This window comes from Halobacterium noricense, from assembly GCF_021233435.1.
Classification (GTDB): Archaea; Halobacteriota; Halobacteria; order Halobacteriales; family Halobacteriaceae; genus Halobacterium; species Halobacterium noricense.
Genome location: NZ_CP089468.1, coordinates 2,802,347 through 2,820,517, shown reverse-complemented (window position 1 = coordinate 2,820,517; position 18,171 = coordinate 2,802,347). Strand labels below are relative to the sequence as shown.

Sequence of the window (18,171 nt, the reverse complement as noted above, 5' to 3'; positions counted from 1 at the left end):
GATGTCCAAACACACTCCCGACGACGCAGACGAGACGCTCGACCCCGAGGCGGTCGTCGAGCGCCACGAGAACCAACTCGACGACCTGCTCGCGGAGGTCGACGAACCGACCCCCGAGGAGGACTCGACGACGCTGGAACTGGCCGGCCTCGAACTCTCCCGGCGTGACTTCGTGAAGGCCGGCGTCGCAACCGGCGCGATGGCGGGGCTGGCGGGCTGCTCGGGCAACATCGGCGGCGGTAGCTCAAACACCACCAGTTCGGGCGGGTCGACACCCGACCACACGGTCGCGCCCGGCGAGCACGACGAGTACTACGGCTTCTGGTCGGGCGGCCAGTCCGGCGAGATTCGCATCATCGGTATCCCGTCGATGCGCGAGCTGATGCGCATCCCCGTGTTCAACACGGAGGCCGGCCGCGGCTACGGCTACGACGACCGGACCGCCGAGATGCTGGAGGACGCCGGCGACCTCACGTGGGGGGACAACCACCACCCCGTGCTGTCGGAGACGGGCGGCGACTACGACGGCGAGTATCTCTGGGTGAACGACAAGGCCAACGGCCGCATCGCCCGGGTGAACCTGAAGTACTTCGAGACGGACGCCATCACGGACGTCCCGAACGTGCAGGCCATCCACGGGTGTTCCGTGCAGAGCCCGGACACGGAGTACATCTTCGGCAACGGCGAGTTCCGTACCCCGCTGCCCAACGACGGCCGCGACCTGAACAACCCGGACGAGTACGTGTCGCTGTTCTCCGCCATCGACCCCGAGTCGATGGAGACCCAGTGGCAGGTGAAAGTCGACGGTAACCTCGACATCGTCGACACCGACAAGGACGGCCGCTGGGCAATCTCCTCGGCGTACAACGACGAGGGCGGTGTCACGGTCACGGAGATGACCCGCGACGACCGCGACTACGTGAAGGCGTTCGACGTGCCCGCCATCGAGGACGCCGTGCAGGCGGGCGAGTACGAGGAGGTCAACGGCGTGCCCGTCGTCGACGGCACGCAGGACAGCTCGCTGAACCAGGGGGACAGCCCCCTCGTCCGGTACGTCCCGACGCCGAAGAGCCCGCACTGCGTGGAGGTCGGGCCGAACGGCGACTACGCGTTCGTCGCCGGGAAGCTCTCCCCGACGGTCACCATCCTCGACATCGCCGCCCTCGACTCCTCCAGCGACCCCGAGGACGTCGTCGCCGGCCGGCCGAACGTCGGCCTCGGCCCGCTACACACCACCTTCGACGGGAACGGCCACGCGTACACGTCGCTGTTCATCGACTCGCAGGCCGTGAAGTGGGACATCCAGGCGGCCGTGGAGGCCGAGGAGGGCTCCTCGGACCCCGTCATCGAGAAGCAGGACGTCCACTACAACCCCGGCCACATCCAGGCCGTCGAGGCGATGACGACGGACCCCGACGGCGAGTGGCTGGTGAGCCTGAACAAGCTCTCGAAGGACCGCTTCCTGCCGGTCGGCCCCATCCACCCGGACAACGACCAGCTCATCCACATCGGGCAGGGCGAGAAGGAGATGGAGCTGGTCGCCGACCACCCCGCCTACCCCGAGCCCCACGACTGCGTGTTCGCGCACAAGGACAAACTCGACCCCGCGACGACGTGGGACAAAGCCGACTACGAGGGCGACAAGGAGTTCGTCACGAAGGAGAACTCCCGGGTCGAGCGTACGGGCGAGCGCGCCGTCGACGTGAAGACGTCCTCGATGCGCTCGGAGTACGGCCTCAAGGACTTCACCGTCAAGGAGGGCGACGAGGTGACGCTCACGGTGACGAACATCGAGGGCGTGCGCGACGTCATCCACGGGGTCGCCATCCCCGAGCACGACGTCCACCTCGCCATCGCGCCCCAGGACACCCGAGAGGCGACGTTCACGGCGGACGAGCCCGGCGTCTACTGGATCTACTGCACGTACTTCTGCAGTGCGCTCCACCTGGAGATGCGCTCGCGGATGCTCGTGGAACCGCGCGACAGCTAACCCTCTGCTGTCTGTCATTCACTCGACGGCCATCGGCGGCCTCCCCGGGGCGCCGGCACGCTCGCGGTGTCGGCGCGGCCCGCGGGGGTCGCAACCGGTGGTTCGTCGCGCGAACCCCGGGCAGGTGACACCATGGACTACGAGATTCCCGACCCGTCGGCGTTCCGCGAACTGCGGCGCGCGCTCCCGCTGGCAGCGGCGGCGCTGTTCGTCGCGGCGTTGTGCTTCCCGATGTGGCGCATCGCCGTGGACGCCGTGCAGTACCCGTCGACGACGTTGCACCTCGAACTGTACGCCTACCCCCGCATCGCGGGCGACTACGCGGAGATGGCGAACCTCAACAAGTACATCGGCTTCTACTACCCCGACCCCGTCTACTGGCAGCCGAACTACGAGCCGCACCCGTACGCGGTCGACGTGCCCGAGTGGTCGTTCGGGCCGCTGGCGTTCGTCGCGGTGTCGGCGGCCACCCTGTTCGTCTCGCTGGCACCCGACGCCCGCCGGCTGAAGCGCGGCTTGACCGCCCAGTTGGTCGGCACCGTCGTCGTGTTCGGCGTGATGCTCGCGGACATCCAGTACCGGCTCTACCAGGCCGGCCACACCCTCGACCCGGACGCGCCCGTGATGGGCGTCGAGGGGTTCACGCCGCCGCTGTGGGGCCAGTACCAGGTCGCGAACATCACCAGTTACAGCCGCTTCGGGGTGGGCGCGTACATGGCCATCGTCGCCGTCGCGTTGCTCGTCGTGGCGTTCTACTTCCGGGACAGCGACGCGACGTTCGGCGACCTCGCCGCGCGCGTCACGGACCGAACCGCCACCGAGGACGCGGAGGCCGCGAGGTGACCGCCCGTGACTGACCGCGGCATCGAACGCGGGTTCGCCGTCGCGGTCGTCGCCGTCCTCGTAGTGAGCGTCGGTGCCGTCGTCGCCGCCCCCAGCGACGACGCGGCCGGCAGCCCCGAGGTCGCGTTCGACGCGCCGGTCCCCGCGGAGTACGACTTCGGACTCTCGTCGGTGGGCGAGCGCGGCGACGGCTACGCGGCCATCAGCGGCGAACGCTACGACTCCCTCGCCGCTGCCGTCGACGCCGCGGCACCCGGAGATACTGTCGACGTCCACGGCCACGTCGCCGGCCCCGTCAGCGTCGACACGCCGAACGTCACCATCGCCGGGCAGTCCTCCTCGCAGTCCGTCGTCTCCGGGGAAGCCGAGGGCGACGTCGTCACCGTGAACGCCAGCGGCGTGACGATTCGGGACGTTTGGGTGCGCAACGCCGGCTACAGCACCGCGGACAACGACGCCGCCGTCTGGGTGGACGCCCCCAGCGCAACCGTCGCGAACGTGCGCATCACGAACACCACGTTCGGCGTCTGGGTGAACGGCGTGCCGGACGCCCGCGTCGCGAACACTACCATCGTCGGGCGCACGAGCGTCGAGCGGCGCTCCGACCGCGGGAACGGCATCCAACTGTGGCGCGCCAACGACGCCGAAGTCGCGGACAACCGCATCACGGACGTCCGCGACGGCGTCTACTTCTCGTGGAGCTCGGGCGTGGTCGCGTCGAACAACACGCTGTGGGACCTCCGCTACGGCGTCCACTACATGTACTCCGACCGGAACCGGCTCGCGAACAACACCGCCTTCGATAACGACGCCGGCTACGCGCTGATGGTTTCGGACGACCTCGAAATCGTGGACAACGTCGCCGTCAACAACACCGGCACGAGCGGCCACGGCGTCCTCGTCAAGGAGGTCGACCACTCCACTATCGCCGGCAACGACCTCGTCGGCAACGACAACGGCATCTTCGTCTACAACTCCCTGGACAACGCGTTCCGGGACAACCTCGTGCTCGCCAACGACGTCGGCGTCCACCTCACCGCCGGCAGCGTCGACGTCCGCGCGGCCGGGAACTCGTTCGTCGACAACGCGGACGCGATGTACGCCGTGGTCGGCGAGCAGGTCGCGTGGAACGCCAGCGACCGCGGCAACTACTGGAGCGACGCCAGCCCCGTCGACGTCGACCACGATGGCGTCAGCGAGGTCCGCTTCCAGCCCGACGGCACCGTCGAGAACCTCGCGCGCGACCATCCCGAGACCCGCGTGTTCGCGTCCAGCCCGGCGTTCGACGCGGTCCGGCTGGCGGGCCGGTCGGTGCCGCTCGTGGACGCGCCCGGCGTCGTCGACCACCATCCCCTCGCGACCCCCGCACACGACGACTGGAGGCGATACTATGCCTGACCCAACCATCGACATCCGCGACGTGCAGAAGTCCTACGGCACAGTCACCGCGCTCGACGGCGCCAGCCTGTCCGTCGACCGCGGGGAGACGCTCGGGCTCGTCGGCCGCAACGGCGCCGGCAAGACGACGCTGTTCAAACTCCTCGTCGGCCACGAGACCCCGGACGCGGGCAGCGTCACGGTTGCGGGCCTCGCGCCGTCGGCGGGTACCGCGCTCCGCGAGCGCGTCGGCTACCTCCCCGAACATGCCGGCTTCCCGCCGTCGCTGACGGGCCGCGAAGTCCTCTCGTTCCACGCTCGCGTGCGCGGCGTCCCTGCCGACGCGCGGAACCGCCGCGTCGAGCGCGTGCTCCACACGGTCGGCCTCGGCGACGCCGCGGACCGCCGCGTCGGCGGTTACTCGAACGGCATGAACCGCCGACTCGGGCTCGCGACCGCGCTCGTCGGCGACCCGGACGTCCTCCTCCTCGACGAGCCGACCGCCGGCCTCGACCCGGCGGGCGTCGCGGACTTCCACGCCATCGTGGACGCGCTCGCCACCGAGACGGACGTGACGGTGCTCGTCACCTCCCACGTCCTCCCGGAAATCGAGCGCCTCTGCGACCGCGTCGCCGTCCTCGAAGACGGCGACGTCTCCGTCTCGGGCAGCGTCGAGGACCTCCGGCGGGCGGCCGCGGACACCGTCTCCGTGGACGCGACCGTCGCCAGTGACCCCGACGCGGCCGCCGCCGACTTCCTCGACCACGCGGCCGTCTCGGGCGTGGACCGCGACGGCTCCCGGCTCCACCTGACCTGCGAGCGCGACGGCGTCTTCGACGCGCTCGACGCGCTCCGCGAAGCTGCCGACGTCGAATCGGTCGAGGTCACCGAGCCCGGTCTCGACGCGGTGTTCCGCGAGGAGGTCGCGGCCGGCGGCGACGTTGCAGTCGAAACAGGGGGTGAGCGGGCGTGACGGCCGGTAGCGCCGACGCCGCGGACGAGCAGCCCGCGACCGACGGCGGCGCGACTGCGGTCGTCGACGAACCGCCGGAGTTCGCGGCCGACGGCGCCACGTCTACGGACCTCGTGGAGCGCGGCGGCATCCGCGACACCGTCCGCGGCACCGTCGAGGTCGCTGCCCGCGAGTACCGGCTCGCGGTCCGCCGGCGCTGGGCGGTCGGTGCCGCGGTCGTGTTCGCGCTGTTCTCGGTGGCGCTGGTCGTCCTCGGCGGCTCCGCGGTCGGGCCGACGCGCGTCGGTGCCGTGCTCGCGAGCTTCGCGCAGGTCGGCGTCTACGTCGTCCCGCTGGTCGCGCTCGCCGCGGGCTACGACGCCATCGTCGGTGCCGACGAGTCCGGTAGCCTCGAAATGCTGCTCGCGCTCCCGCTGTCGAACGCCTCGGTGGTCGTCGGGAAGTACGCGGGGCGCGCGGCCGCGGTCGGCGGCGGCATGCTGCTCGGGTTCGCAGTCGGCGGCGCGCTCCTCGTCCGGTACGCCGGCGCGGGTGTCGTCGGCGCGTACGCGTGGGTGGCGCTGACGGCCATCGCCGCGGCGCTGGCGTTCCTCGGCATCGGCGTGCTCGCGTCCGCGCTCGCCACCGAGGAGACGCGGGCGCTGGGCGGCGCGCTCGCAGCGTGGGTGTGGTTCGTGCTCGTCCACGACCTCGTCGCGCTCGGTGCCATCGCCACCTTCGACCTCCCGCAGTGGGCGGTCTCCGTTGCGGTGCTCGCCAACCCCGCGGACCTCTTCCGCGTGCTCGTGCTCCGCACCGTCTCCACGACGGCGGGCGGCATCGCGGGCGTCCTCACCGGGACGGGGTTGAGCCAGGGCGTGCTGCTCGCATCGCTCGCGGCGTGGATACTGGTGCCCGTAACTGCCGCGGTCGCCGCGCTCGGCCGGCGCTCCGTCTAGGAGTCCTGCTGCCACGCCGTCACGCGGAACCGCCGGTAGCCGCCGTGGGACGCTTCCAGCGCGCCAATCCACCAATTCCAGCGCTCCGCGGGCGACCCGCCCGGCGCGTCGCGCAAGTTGTCGAGAACGGCCTCGGGCGTCACCTCGACGTCGAGGTCGTCGGCGAGCGCCTCGGCGTCGGCGAGGTCGCCGGCCATCCGCGCGACCACGCGGCGCTCCGCGGGCGTCCCGCCGAACTCGGCTTCGAGGCGGTCCATCAGGAGTTCGCGATCCATGTCGGTCACCGCGTGGTTGTGTGGGCCGCGCCTTCAACGCTCGGATGTCGGCCACGCCCCAGCACCCACAATTCCCCCGTGAGGAGCGTCCTGCCGGCGGGAGCGGCTTCGACGGGTTTTTGAACTGCGCCCGACTGGTTCCACGCATGGCTACGTTCCAAGTTGTCGTCGCCGACCCCGAGTCGGGGCGAAGCTACCAGCAGGAGGTAGACGGACAGGACGCGAACCGGTTCCTCGGCCTCGCAATCGGCGACGAAGTCGACGGCGAAGCCGTCGGCCTCGACGGCTACACGGTCGAAATCACGGGCGGCAGCGACGCCGCCGGCCGACCGATGCGCAGCGACGTCGACGGTGCCGCCCTGCAGGACGTGCTGCTCACGGGCGGCCCCGGCTTCAACCCCGAGGACGACGGCGAGCGCAAGCGCGTCACCGTCCGCGGGAAGGAAGTCTCCGAGGCCGTCGCTCAGCTCAACGTCTCCATCGCCGAGCGCGGCGAAGAGTCCGTCGAGTCCCTCTACGGTGAGGGCGACGCCGAGGCCGAGGAAGCGGACGCCGAAGAAGCCGAAGCCTAACGGAACGCCACGCTTTTTCGCGTTCGTCGCGTATTCGTCGCCGTGAGCGACTACGACGCGTATCTCGCCGGCGACAGGACCGACGACGTCGCACTCTACCTCTCCGAGTCGTACGTCTCCGACGTGGACAAGCTAGCCGACCGCGACGACGCCGAACGGGTCGACGATGGGGTCGTGCTCGTCGTCGAGGGCGAGCGCGGCCGCAGCGTCTTCAAGAAAATCACGGGGATGGGCGCGATGGACTTCGGGTCCGCCGCGATGGACAACCCCGGGCACGTGGACAGCGACCTCGCGGGCGGCGACTGCCCGCACGCCAGCGGCGGCCCCGCCGACCACAGCCCGCAGTTCGCGTTCTCGTTCGCGGAACCCCAGAACGAGGAGGTCGGCGGCCTCTACGCGGAGGGCGACGTCATTCACGCCTACGTCTACTGTTCCTGCGGCGAGTCGTACTCCGACAAGTGGCTGGCGGGCGAGCGCTGAGATGACGACGGTCGTCGCGGTCGGGAGCGCGGTCCTCGACCGCGTCTACGGCCTGTCGAATCTCCCCGAGACCGACGGTGGCGCGTTCGTCCGCGAGTACGAGGAGCGCGCCGGCGGCGTCGCCGCGAACGTCGCGTGCGCGCTCGCCGCACTCGACCACGACACGGGCGTCGTCTCCCGCATCGGCCGCGACGACGCTGGCGACCGCGTGCTCGCGTCCCTCGGTAACCGGGGCGTCGACGCGGCGGGCGTGCGTCGCGGCGACGACCCGACCTCGTACTGTCTCGTCCTCCGCGGGCCGGACGGCGATCGCATGATCGTCGCGGGCGGCGACAGCGTCCCGGGCCTCCGCCTCGCGGACGCCGACCGCCAACGCCTCCGCGATGCGGACTGCGTATTTACGAGCGCGTACGCGCCCGACGAAGTGGTCCGCGACCTCGTCGCGATGCGTGAGGCCGGCGAGATTGCGGCGCTCGCGTTCGACCTCGCGGGCTCACTGTCCGAACTCGACGGTCGCGGCGCCACACCCGAAGCCATCGACGAGGCGGCCGCGACCGCCGACCTCTTCGTCACGAACGAAGTCGCGGCGCGCTCGTATCTCGGCGTAGCACCGGACATCGCCGCGCGGAACGTTCAGGATGCCGGCGCCGGCCGCGTCGCGGTCACAGTCGGCAGCGACGGCGCCTATCTCGCCGATGGGAGCGGCGTCGAGCACATCCCTGCGGTGGACGCCGACGTCGTGGATACGACCGGCGCGGGCGACGCCTTCACTGCCGCGCTCGTCCACGCGTGGCTGCTCGGCGACGCCACCGCGACGCGAGCGGGCCGCGTCGCTGCCGCCGCTGCTGCCCGGAACTGCACGAGCGAGGGCGCACGCGGCGCGCTCGCAACGCGTGAGGACCTGCCAAGCGTAGAATAGCCGTTCCCGTCCTACTCCTTCGCGTCGACGAGCGACCGAACCCGGGATTCGTCCACGGGCGCGGTCGTCTCGTCGCCCTCCTTCAGCGCGGTGCCGACGATGGCGCCGTCCGCGACGCCCAGCGTCTCAGCGACCGTCTTGCGGGTGACGCCGCTGCCGACGAACAGCGGCGCGTCGGCGTCGAGTTCGTCACGAGCGCGGGCGACGTCACTGACGTGGTCGAGGCTGGCTTCCTCGCCGGTGCCCGAGCCACTGGCGACGAGCCCGTCCGCGAGCCCGCGCTCGACGAGCTCCGCGACTTCCTCGCCGAGCGGCCGCTCCGCGAGCGACGCGGAGTGTTTCACGTCGACGTCTGCGAGGATCGAGACGTCTGCGTCCAGTCGGTCGCGCAACCGGAGCGTCTCGGCTGCCCGGCCCTCGACGACACCTTGGTCGGTGAGGCGCGCGCTCGTGTGGACGTTCACGCGCACGAAGTCAGCGTCCGCCGCCGCGGCGACCGCAATCGCCGCTTCGGCGTCGTTGCGCAGGACGTTCACGCCGAGCGGCAGGTCGGTCTCGCGGCGCAGGTCGCGGCCGAGCGCCGCCATCGACGCTACCACGTGCTTCGGCACGTCGTCGGCGTAGAACGGCGCGTCGCCGAAGTTCTCCACGAGAATCGCGTCGACGCCGCCCGCTTCGAGCCTCCGGGCGTCACGGAGCGCGGCTTCGCGGATGCCCGCACGGTCGCCGTCGAAGCCCGGTGCGCCCGGCAGCGCGTCGAGGTGGACCATGCCGACGATGGGTCGTTCGCGTGCGAACCCCAAACTCATTCGTCGTCGTCCTCCGGGTCGAGATTGCGGAACCCGTCGAGGATGACCTGTTTCGCGGTCGCGCCCTGCGACGTCCAGTGGTTCGCGTAGTCCAGCATGTCCTCGTAGATGTCGGGCTTGCAGCCCGCCGCCTTCGGGTGGCCGCCGCCGTTCACTTGGCGAGCGACCTCGTGGGCGCGCTGGAACTCCTCGGTGCCGCGGATGCTCGCGCTCCCGGAGGGCTTGACGACGACTGCCGCGTCGGCTCCCTGTTCGCGGAGCGCTTCGGCGACCTCGTTCTGCGAGCAGCGGCCGTAGGTGACGCCGACGGTCCAGCCGTTGACCTCGCGCAGCGACGCCCGCGACACCGCGCGGTCGATGAAGTCGTTCTTCTCGACGCGGCGCTCTTCGAGGAACTCCATGACGTCCTCCGGGAGGTCCGGGCCGTGCTCCTGAATCGTCTCCATGTACTCGTCGGTGTCCACCCAGTAGGAGTAGTCCGCGAGGTCGTCGCTGCGCGGGTCCTCCTTCAGCCAGAGGTCGTGGTCGCGGGTGACCGCCGCCAGCTCCTTGAGGTACCGCGGCAGGTCCGCGTCGATGGAGCGCACCGCGACGTCGGCCGTGCACTCCTCCTCGGAGTCGCCGACGACGAGGTCGACGCCCGCCTCGCGGACGGCGGCCTCGGTGTCCTCGGTCCACTGGTGGTGGTCGTACCAGTGCACGTCGCTGGCGTGCTCGACGAGGTACGCGAGTTCGTCCTCGACGTACGCGTACTTGTCCGGGCAGAGGTCACAGACGTACACCGTGCAGTCGAGTTCGCCGAACTCCGCGGCGCGCCGCAGGCCGTCTTCGAGTTCGTGCGGGCCCGCGGGCACGAGCGCCGCGTCGCCGTACACCTCGCGGACGATGGCCGCACAGGCCATCCCGTCGGCGTCCGGGTCCGCGACGACGAGCACGTCCGCGCCCGCCGCTTCCTCTCGAATCTCTCGGTCCTTGCGCTCCTCGTGGATGCTGTCCGGGATGAAGAAGCCCTTGCCGGGGAGCAACGACTTCCGCTCCGGCGGCATGTCCTCGTCCTCGATGACCCAATCTTCCATACCGGCCGGAGGCGCGGCCGCGCAAAGAACCCAGTGGTTCGGTGGGTAGGCGGTCAGCCGCCGAGGTGCCACTCGCCGCGGCCCGTCGCGCTCGCATAGTGGCGGTTGCTCCCGAGCAGCCGGTCGCGTTTCCACTGGAAACTACTGCGGTAGTCGTAGCCGACCGCGCCCTCGGTCCGGAAGCCGCCACAGCCGGTGAGCGCGCTCCGGGCGCGGTCGGACGCGGGCGTCACCACGATTTCGAACTGGCTCCGGAGATTGTCGGAGCTGTTCACCACTCCCACGTCATCCTCGGCGTATCCGTTCGGGTACAGGTCGTCGATGTTCTGGTCGTCGGGGAGGTCCATTTCCCGAACGGCTTCCTCGACGGCGTAGCCGTCGCCTGCCGACGCGTGTACCGCGGTCTGCAAGCGCACGAACCGACCGACGTCGGTTTCGGCCGCGGATGCGGCCGTTCGAGAGGCGTACGCCTCCCCGGTTTCGAGGCAGCCGACGACGTTCGCCGCGCCCACGTACTCGAAACTATCGTCCGTCGACGCCTCCGGGACGAACGTGTCACACTCGGGGACGCGGCCCGCGAGCGCCCACCCGAGCGGGTCGAGTACGGGGTCTGCCCACCCGCCCTCGGCGACGCACGTGTACGTCTCGACGGTCCCACTCCCGCCCGGAACCGCCACGACCGTCTCGACGGGCCTCGCGCGAACTGCCTCGACGCCGAACGTGTACTCCCCGCGGGCGGCTTCCAGCAGGTCGCGGAGCGCGGCCTGCGCGCCGCCGCCCGCGAACGCCACGGGCTTGTCCGCCCGCAGCGCTCGGGTGAGGTCCGCGCGATCCGCGCTCGGCGTCGCGAGCACGACGTCGGCCCCCGCGACCGCCTCCGCGGTCTTCGGCGGGTCGGGGAGGTCACTGGTGTCGCCGGCGAGGTACACGGCTTCGTCGTCGAGCGCGCGACTCGTGTCCGCGTGCAGGCCGCTCCCGGTGTTCACGTCCGGACGGCCGCCGTCGAACGCGCTACACCCGGCGAAGCCGGCGATACCAGTCGTCCCGACTGCCGCGAGGAACCGGCGGCGCGTGGAGGGCATCGACTACACGACCAGGCTCCCGAAGGAAAAAAGCCCGCGTTGGGTCAGACGCTCGCTGTACTCCCGCTACTCGTTCTCGTCGAGCTGGCGCACCGTCAACACGGGCACCGGGCACGTCCGGACGACGCGCTCGGCGACGCTCCCGATGAGAAAGCGGTTCTCGCCGTGGCGGCCCCGGGTCCCGGTCGCGACCACGTCGGCGTTCACGTCGCGGGCGTACTGGCTGATTTCCGCCGCCGGCCGCCCCTCGCGGACCGCCGTCGTCACCCGCTGGTCGGCGTCCTCGGCGATGCTTGCGACGGCTTCCTCCCCGCGTGCTTCGAGAGCGTCGTGCATCTCTTCACGGACCTCCGCGGGCGCGCTCTCGACCTCACTCTCCTCTAAGACGTACAGCGCGTGAACGTCCGCGTCGAAGCGCTCCGCGAAGTCGAGCGCGACCGCGACGGCGCGCCCGACGCTCTCGGACCCGTCGGTCGCGATGACCACCGTCTCTATCATACTCGACGCTGCGCGCCCGCGCCCCTTAAACCCACGCGGCAGTGGTGCCCGCACACGCGGAGCGCTTTAGTAGCCCGCCCGCGCAGACGCAGCCATGAGCCTCGAAGTGGACACCGTGCTCGTGCCCGTGGACGGGACCGACGCCTCGGTCACGGCCGCCGAGTACGCGTTCGCGGTCGCGGACCGGTACGACGCCGACGCCCACGCGCTGTACGTCCTCGGCGAGACGGTCAGCCGCGGCATCCACGCCGGCGAAGTCGACGAACCGGAACTCGCCGACGAGACCCGGACGTTCCTCAACGACGTCGAGGAACTCGCGCCCGAGGACGTCCACGTCGACGCCACCATCGCGTACGGGTTCTCCACGACGCGCAAACTTCAGCACCCCGGCAGCGTCATCCTCGACTGTGCGGCGGACGTCGACGCCGACTTCCTCACCATCCCCCGCGAGGGGCTGCGCGACGAGACTGGCGACGTCCTCGAAAAAGCCGCCGAGTACGTGCTGCTGTACGCCAGCCAGCCGGTCCTCTCAGTCTGACGACGAATCGGCGCTAACGTCGTCTCCTCCCGGGTTCGTCGGCGTTCCCGTCATCCCTGCTTCTTCGAGGCGCGTCTGCACGAGACTGTCGACGTGCGTGAACAGCGCGTGGACGAGCAGCCACGTCGCGCCGATTGTCAGGACCACCACGAGCAGGACGCCGAACATCCCCATTCGAGTGAGCACCGAACTCATCCCGACCAACGTGAGCCACGCGAACACGACCTGCGCGGTGAACCGGTTCGCGAGAGAAATGTGCTCGTCGGACCAATCGGGGGAAGCCATGTCCGGAAGTTCCGCCGCGCCCGTGAAAACACTACCCGAACCGTGTCAGTTCAGTCGAATCGCCATCTCCATCTCGAAGCTCTCGGCGGCCGCCGTCTCGAAGCCGACCTTCTCGTAGAGCGCGACCGCCGGCCGGTTCCAGCGCTCGACGGTCAGCCAGACGTACTCCGCGCCGTGCTCCTGGCCGTGGCCGAGCAGCGCCTCGATGAGTTTCGTGCCGATGCCCGCGCCCTGGTAGTCCTGGTGGACGAAGATGGCGAGCTCGTACGTCGACTCGTTGTCCGGCACGAGCGTCGCGTGCCCCGCCACCTCGTCGTCGTCCCACGCCAGCACGTCGTAGCCGTCCTGCTCGAAGAGGTTCTCCAGCCACTCCCGGATGCGCTGCTCGCCGACCGGCGGCACGCCCTGCGCGCGGTCCGCCGGGTCGAACTCCACGTACATCTCCACGACCGCCTCGAAGGCGTCGTCGCCCGGGCCGTGCTCGCCCTCCCACGCCCGCACTTCGATGGGTCGGCCTTCGCCGTCCTCGAACTCCCGCGGCGGCCGCGGGAACTCGTCCGCGACCTCGTCGGGGTACGCTCGTTCGTCGGCCATGCTAACGCACCAACTTCACGGATACGCGCGCGTTCAACAGCACGAACTCCGCGATGTTGCCGAGGCGAATCTTTCCCATCGGGCTTCGCTGGCCGCCCCCGAGCACGATCTGGTCGAACTCCTCGGTCTCGGCCAACTGTACGATACTACTCCCCGGGTCGCCGGACAACTGCCGTACGTCCGTCGCCAGGCCGGCCTCGGTTAGCGTCTCCCGAGCGACCTCCACGAGGTCCTCGGGCGACCGGTCGCTGTCGGGGTTCTCCACGACAGCCACCGTCACCTCGTCGCCGGTCTCGACCGCCCGCTCGACAGTCTCGTGGAGCGCGTCGAGGGAGTCGTCTGCGCCGCCGATGCCGAGCAGCACTTTCATAGTCGGACTGTCAGCGCCGCCGAGTAAAAGGATTCGGCTGGGAGACGGTGACCGACAGGGAACCGTCTCCGAATACGTGAACGGCGACCGCAGGGAGCCGTGAACCGGGAGGCGACGAGCAACGCGAGTCGCCTCCGAATATGTGAGCGGGGAGCGAAGCGACCCGCGAACTGCGGGGTTCTGAGCAACGCGAGTCGCCTCCGAACTGCGGGATTCTGAGCAACGCGACTCACGCTCCGTTCACTGTTCGCCGTTTCGTGCTCTCCCTTCGGGAACTTCTCGCTGGGCTGACTTCCCCACGCCGCTCACGGGTCGCTTCGCTCACGGCTCACGGCTCGCGTTGCTCGCCGTTCGCCATAACGTGCTCTCCCTCCGGTCGAGCACGCGCTCGCCGTTCACGTTTCCGAGACCTCTCACTTCGTTCGAGGTCTCGCCGGGACTCGCGGGTCACTACGTTCCCCGCTCGTCCGTTCGGGAACTTCGTTCGAAGTTCCCGGCGACACGCTTTTGCGCTCAACACGGCAACCCTACGCCATGCCCGAACGCGCTTCTCCCGCAGACTGGGACCTCACGCCGGCCGTCGAGCCGACGGAGGCCCCGACCGACGACACCGACGACGTGCCCGAGGACGTCCGCGAGTACGCGCGGTTCTCGAAGATGGACGGCGCGCAGTACGACCGCGTCAACGAGTTCCTCCGGGACCGAACCTACATCACGGCCCGCGAGTGGGCGATAGCCCGGCTCTGCGCGGACTTCCGCACGGAGACCGGCGTGGAGATGACGAAAATCGGCGAGAATCTCCCGGAGCTGGTGCCGTTCATGACCGACACGTACAGCCCACAGGCGGTCAATCAGGCGCGGTCGGCGTTCGAGGACAAAGTCCGGATGGCGGGCGCGACGTTCCTCTACGGCGCGATGTCCGGGTTCTTCACGGCCGACGAGCTCGACGACCTGATGTACGAGGTGACGGAGGTCGCGAAGTTCCTCCTCGAAGTGGAGGGCGTCGACCTCGCCGTCGAGGAGGAGCTAGAGGCCGAGGAGCGCATCTCGTCGGTGATGCGGGACGTGCGGTCGGCGAGCGACGAACTGCGCCACGACGGCACGGAGTGCCCGAACTGCGGGCACACCATCGACGCGGACGCGAGCGCCGACGACTAGACGCGGTCCGGCCGCGCGTCGTCGGGGAGGAACGGGTCGACGTCCGCGTGGACGAACTCAACGTAGTCGTCGTTCAGCCGGCGGCAGAACAGCCGGAGTTCGTCGTTCGCGCGAATCGTGTCGAGCTTCTCCGCAGAGGATGCGGTGTCGTAGTACGCGGGCACGAACACCGCGGTCTCGCTGTCGGGGTCTTTCTCCACGACGAGCAGGTACGTCGTGCTGTTAGCGGCCGCCTGAAAGACGTCCACGTCGGTGAACGTCGTGTCCTCGGCGACCGCTTCGAGGTCTTCGTACTCGTCGCCGGGCAGCACCACGTCGAGGCCGGTGCGGAACTCCGAGTCGACGAGCACCGAGTCGCCGGGGTGGAGTTCCAGCGTCGTCCAGCCGCGGTCCCGGTACGCCTCGGCGGTCGCCGCCATGTCCTCGACGACGGCCTGCCAGCCCTGCTCCGTCGGCTGGTTCGTCGGGCCGTCGGTGGCGAGGTTGTCGTTCATGTCTGTGTCGCGGGCAGCGCCGGGGATAAGCGTTGCCCAAGTCCCGCAAGGTATTTCTTGGGTGGACTGCGAATTTTGCCCAGTGACTGACCTCCTGTCGCTCTCCGGCCTGCGGACGCAGTTCGAGACCGAACGCGGCGCGGTGAAGGCCGTGGACGGCATCGACCTCACCATCGAGGAGGGTGAGACCGTCGGGCTCGTCGGCGAATCCGGCTCCGGGAAGAGCGTCACGGCGCTGTCGGCGATGGACCTCGTCGACGACCCGGGCGAGGTCGTGGACGGTCGCGTGACGTTCCGTGCGGCCGACCTCGCCGCCGACCTCGCTGGCGACTTCGAGGGCAGCGTCGTCCCGTACCCGTTCGAACTCGTCGACGCCGTCTGGGAAGTCGTCGGCGACCTCCGCGTCGGCGAAGGCGTCGAGTCGGCACCCGCGGAACTCCGCGGGATGTCCGCCGACCTCACCGGTGCCGACGACCCCGCCGACCTCGCGGACGACGTCCGCGAAGCCGCCGACCGGCTCGACTCCGGCGCGACCGAGTCCGTCGTCGCGGACGCCCTCGAAACCGCCATCGACGACGCCGACGACGGTTTCGTCTACGTGGACGACGATGCACGCGCCGAACTATTGCGCGGGGCGGACGCGGCCGACGTGGATGTGACCGACGGCGTCCTCGACCTCACGGACGCCCCCGAGGAGGCGATGCGGAAGGTGCGCGGCGGCGAGATGGGGATGATCTTCCAGGACCCGATGACATCGCTGAACCCAGCGGTGACCGTCGGCGAGCAGGTCGCCGAGTCGCTGCGCCTCCACCGGTACGGCGACCGCAAGCCCGACACGTGGCTGAACGCGATTCGGGAGATTCTCCCGAAAGTCGGCGGCCGCGAACACGACGAAGAGGTGTTCGAGGACGTCGTCGACATCCTCACCGAGGTCGGGATTCCGGAGGCAACCTCGCGGCTGGAGGAGTACCCCCACGAGTTCTCCGGGGGGATGCGCCAGCGCGTGCTCATCGCCATCGCGTTGGCGTGCCAGCCGCGGCTGCTGGTCGCCGACGAACCGACGACGGCGCTGGACGTGACCATCCAGGCCCAGATTCTGGACCTCATCGACGACCTCCAAGAGGAGTTCGGGATGTCCGTGCTGATGATCACCCACGACCTCGGCGTCGTCGCCGAGACCTGCGACCGGGTGGCGGTGATGTACGCGGGCGAAATCGTCGAGGAGGGTCCCGTCGAGGAAATCTTCCACAACCCCAGCCACCCGTACACGTACACGCTGCTGGAGTCGATTCCGACCGAGGACAAAGAGCGGTTGACGCCCATCGAGGGCAACGTCCCGGACCTCATCGACATGCCCGACGGCTGCCACTTCGCGGACCGCTGCCCGTGGGCGCAACCCGAGTGCCGCGAGGGCGAGATTCCGTTCCTCCAGCACGGCGCCGAGGACATCGACCACCGTTCGAAGTGCATCCTCCCGGAGTTCGACGAGAGCGAGTACGGGGCGGAGGGCGTCTCCACGGCGGCCGAACACGAAATCGGCGAGCCGCTCGTGGAACTCCAGGAGATGCGCAAGTACTACGCGCAGGAGTCGGGCTGGCTCGACCGGTTCTTGCCGGGCGAGGAGCCCAGCGTGAAGGCCGTCGACGGCATCAGCCTCGACGTCCACGAGGGCGAGACGCTCGGGCTGGTCGGCGAGTCCGGCTGCGGGAAGTCGACGGCCGGGCGCGCGCTCCTCCACCTCGACCCGCCGACCGACGGCACGGTCGTGTTCGCGGGCGACGACCTCGGGACCCTCTCGAAGACCGAACTCCGGGAGAAGCGCAAGGACATGCAGATGGTGTTCCAGGACCCGATGTCGAGTCTCGACCCGCGGATGACGGTCGGGCAGACGGTCATGGAGCCGTTGAAGATTCACGGCCTCGCGGAGGGCCATCGCCGCCAACGCGTCGTCGAACTCCTCGAAGAGGTCGGGCTGGACCCGAGCCAGTACGACCGCTACCCGCACGAGCTCTCGGGCGGGCAGCGCCAGCGCGTCGGCATCGCGCGGGCGCTCGCGGTCGACCCCGACTTCATCGTCGCCGACGAGCCCGTGAGCGCGCTCGACGTCTCCGTGCAGGCCCAGATTATCAACCTCATGGAGGACCTCCAGGAGGAGTACGGGCTCACGTACCTGTTCATCGCCCACGACCTCTCCGTGGTGCGCCACATCTCCGACCGGGTCGCGGTGATGTACCTCGGGGAAATCGTGGAGGTCGCGGGGACGGACGAGCTGTTCGGCGACCCCAAACACCCCTACACGAACGCGTTGCTGTCGGCGATTCCCGAGCCCGACCCGCTGGCCGAGACCGGCGACCGCACCATCCTGAAGGGGGACGTGCCGTCGCCTATCGACCCGCCGTCGGGCTGTCACTTCCGCACGCGGTGTCCGTCCGTGATTCCGCCCGAGGACCTCGACATCGAGCAGGAGCGCTACCGCGAAGTGATGTTCTACCGGCAGCGCGTGGAGTCCCGCGACATCGACCTCGACGCCGCGCGCGAGCAGGCGGCCGGCGAGGCTCCCGCGGACCGGGCGGTCGCGGACAGCGGCAGCGACCTCTACGCCGTCCTCCACGACCAGTTCTTCGAGGAGCCGCTCTCCGGTGAGGCTCGGAACGCCGTCGATGAGTCCTTCGACCACCTCGCCGAGGGCGACTGGGACGGCGCGGAAGCGGTCCTCAGCGAGACCTTCGAGAGCGTCTGCGAGCGGACGGACCCCCACCTCGGCGACGAGGCCCACCCGGCAGCGTGTCACCTGTTCTCCGATGCTGAGTGACTCGGGGCCGCGGCTGCCCCGTCGCCATCCCGGAGTTTGCGGCAATTTTGTCCCCGGCCGAAGTTCGTCGGCGGGCGGCCCCGGCGGC

Annotated in this window: 20 protein-coding genes; 11 read left to right on the top strand and 9 right to left on the bottom strand. The window is 69.9% G+C overall.

The features are described from left to right. The first annotated feature begins 1 nt into the window (after position 1). The 5 genes from nosZ to LT974_RS15090 all read left to right on the top strand — a co-directional run bounded on the left by nosZ (position 2) and on the right by LT974_RS15090 (position 6,121). Positions 2-1,990 carry a TAT-dependent nitrous-oxide reductase gene (nosZ, locus tag LT974_RS15110; protein ID WP_232588447.1) on the top strand — a complete coding sequence of 663 codons (1,989 nt, stop codon included), beginning with the start codon at positions 2-4 and terminating at the stop codon, positions 1,988-1,990. Positions 1,991-2,122: 132 nt separating this feature from the next. Further along, the gene (locus LT974_RS15105; protein ID WP_232588446.1) at positions 2,123-2,833 is read left to right on the top strand and encodes a hypothetical protein; all 711 of its coding nucleotides are present in this window, start codon (positions 2,123-2,125) and stop codon (positions 2,831-2,833) included. Positions 2,834-2,839: 6 nt separating this feature from the next. Further along, on the top strand, positions 2,840-4,231 hold the full coding sequence (gene nosD / locus LT974_RS15100) for a nitrous oxide reductase family maturation protein NosD (RefSeq protein WP_232588445.1): 1,392 nt from the start codon (positions 2,840-2,842) through the stop codon (positions 4,229-4,231). Then, positions 4,224-5,183 carry an ABC transporter ATP-binding protein gene (locus LT974_RS15095; RefSeq protein ID WP_232588444.1) on the top strand — a complete coding sequence of 320 codons (960 nt, stop codon included), beginning with the start codon at positions 4,224-4,226 and terminating at the stop codon, positions 5,181-5,183. Before nosD ends, LT974_RS15095 begins: the two co-directional genes overlap by 8 nt. After that, a complete protein-coding gene (locus tag LT974_RS15090; protein ID WP_232588443.1) occupies positions 5,180-6,121 on the top strand; it encodes an ABC transporter permease in 942 nt (313 codons plus the stop codon). Before LT974_RS15095 ends, LT974_RS15090 begins: the two co-directional genes overlap by 4 nt. On the opposite strand, the gene LT974_RS15085 is transcribed toward LT974_RS15090, so the two are convergent. Beyond that, entirely contained in the window at positions 6,118-6,396 is a 279-nt protein-coding gene (locus tag LT974_RS15085) for a hypothetical protein (protein ID WP_232588442.1), read from the bottom strand. The genes LT974_RS15090 and LT974_RS15085 overlap by 4 nt on opposite strands. Positions 6,397-6,542: 146 nt before the next feature. Here LT974_RS15085 and LT974_RS15080 point away from each other — a divergent pair, with 146 nt between their 5' ends. The 3 genes from LT974_RS15080 to LT974_RS15070 are packed head-to-tail and all read left to right on the top strand — an operon-like array spanning position 6,543 to position 8,367. After that, on the top strand, positions 6,543-6,968 hold the full coding sequence (locus LT974_RS15080) for a 30S ribosomal protein S6e (RefSeq protein ID WP_232588441.1): 426 nt from the start codon (positions 6,543-6,545) through the stop codon (positions 6,966-6,968). A gap of 42 nt (positions 6,969-7,010) precedes the next feature. After that, a complete protein-coding gene (locus LT974_RS15075) occupies positions 7,011-7,448 on the top strand; it encodes a DUF5807 family protein (protein WP_232588440.1) in 438 nt (145 codons plus the stop codon). Between the two features lies 1 nt (position 7,449). Beyond that, a complete protein-coding gene (locus LT974_RS15070; protein ID WP_232588439.1) occupies positions 7,450-8,367 on the top strand; it encodes a carbohydrate kinase family protein in 918 nt (305 codons plus the stop codon). 11 nt (positions 8,368-8,378) lie between these two features. Here LT974_RS15070 and LT974_RS15065 read toward each other — a convergent pair whose 3' ends face one another. The 4 genes from LT974_RS15065 to LT974_RS15050 form a co-directional block, all read right to left on the bottom strand. Next, positions 8,379-9,176 carry a BtpA/SgcQ family protein gene (locus LT974_RS15065; protein WP_232588438.1) on the bottom strand — a complete coding sequence of 266 codons (798 nt, stop codon included), beginning with the start codon at positions 9,174-9,176 and terminating at the stop codon, positions 8,379-8,381. Then, entirely contained in the window at positions 9,173-10,252 is a 1,080-nt protein-coding gene (locus LT974_RS15060) for a DHH family phosphoesterase (protein ID WP_232588437.1), read from the bottom strand. The genes LT974_RS15065 and LT974_RS15060 overlap by 4 nt, the downstream gene beginning before the upstream one ends. Positions 10,253-10,305: 53 nt before the next feature. Beyond that, on the bottom strand, positions 10,306-11,334 hold the full coding sequence (locus tag LT974_RS15055; RefSeq protein WP_232588436.1) for a hypothetical protein: 1,029 nt from the start codon (positions 11,332-11,334) through the stop codon (positions 10,306-10,308). Positions 11,335-11,400: 66 nt separating this feature from the next. After that, complete coding sequence (locus tag LT974_RS15050; protein ID WP_232588435.1) at positions 11,401-11,832, bottom strand: universal stress protein; 432 nt, start codon at positions 11,830-11,832, stop codon at positions 11,401-11,403. A gap of 94 nt (positions 11,833-11,926) precedes the next feature. Here LT974_RS15050 and LT974_RS15045 point away from each other — a divergent pair, with 94 nt between their 5' ends. Next, a complete protein-coding gene (locus tag LT974_RS15045) occupies positions 11,927-12,370 on the top strand; it encodes a universal stress protein (RefSeq protein WP_232588434.1) in 444 nt (147 codons plus the stop codon). Here LT974_RS15045 and LT974_RS15040 read toward each other — a convergent pair. The 3 genes from LT974_RS15040 to LT974_RS15030 are packed head-to-tail and all read right to left on the bottom strand — an operon-like array spanning position 12,362 to position 13,619. After that, positions 12,362-12,655, bottom strand: a complete 294-nt coding sequence (locus LT974_RS15040) for a hypothetical protein (RefSeq protein ID WP_232588433.1) — start codon at positions 12,653-12,655, stop codon at positions 12,362-12,364. The two genes, LT974_RS15045 and LT974_RS15040, sit on opposite strands and share 9 nt — an antisense overlap. A 45-nt stretch (positions 12,656-12,700) precedes the next feature. Beyond that, positions 12,701-13,249: a GNAT family N-acetyltransferase gene (locus tag LT974_RS15035; RefSeq protein ID WP_232588432.1), complete on the bottom strand. Its 549-nt coding sequence runs from the start codon at positions 13,247-13,249 to the stop codon at positions 12,701-12,703. A 1-nt stretch (position 13,250) separates the two neighbouring features. After that, positions 13,251-13,619 carry a universal stress protein gene (locus LT974_RS15030; RefSeq protein WP_232588431.1) on the bottom strand — a complete coding sequence of 123 codons (369 nt, stop codon included), beginning with the start codon at positions 13,617-13,619 and terminating at the stop codon, positions 13,251-13,253. A gap of 534 nt (positions 13,620-14,153) precedes the next feature. Here LT974_RS15030 and LT974_RS15025 point away from each other — a divergent pair. Then, positions 14,154-14,777 (top strand): DUF5806 family protein, encoded by a 624-nt coding sequence (locus tag LT974_RS15025; RefSeq protein ID WP_232588430.1) that lies wholly within the window; start codon positions 14,154-14,156, stop codon positions 14,775-14,777. Here the strand turns inward: LT974_RS15025 and LT974_RS15020 are convergent. Then, positions 14,774-15,271, bottom strand: coding sequence for a DUF7529 family protein (locus tag LT974_RS15020; RefSeq protein WP_232588429.1), 498 nt, complete (start codon positions 15,269-15,271; stop codon positions 14,774-14,776). The two genes, LT974_RS15025 and LT974_RS15020, sit on opposite strands and share 4 nt — an antisense overlap. A gap of 82 nt (positions 15,272-15,353) precedes the next feature. Here LT974_RS15020 and LT974_RS17795 point away from each other — a divergent pair, with 82 nt between their 5' ends. Continuing rightward, positions 15,354-18,083: an ABC transporter ATP-binding protein gene (locus LT974_RS17795; RefSeq protein WP_269785414.1), complete on the top strand. Its 2,730-nt coding sequence runs from the start codon at positions 15,354-15,356 to the stop codon at positions 18,081-18,083. The last annotated feature ends 88 nt before the right edge of the window (positions 18,084-18,171 follow it).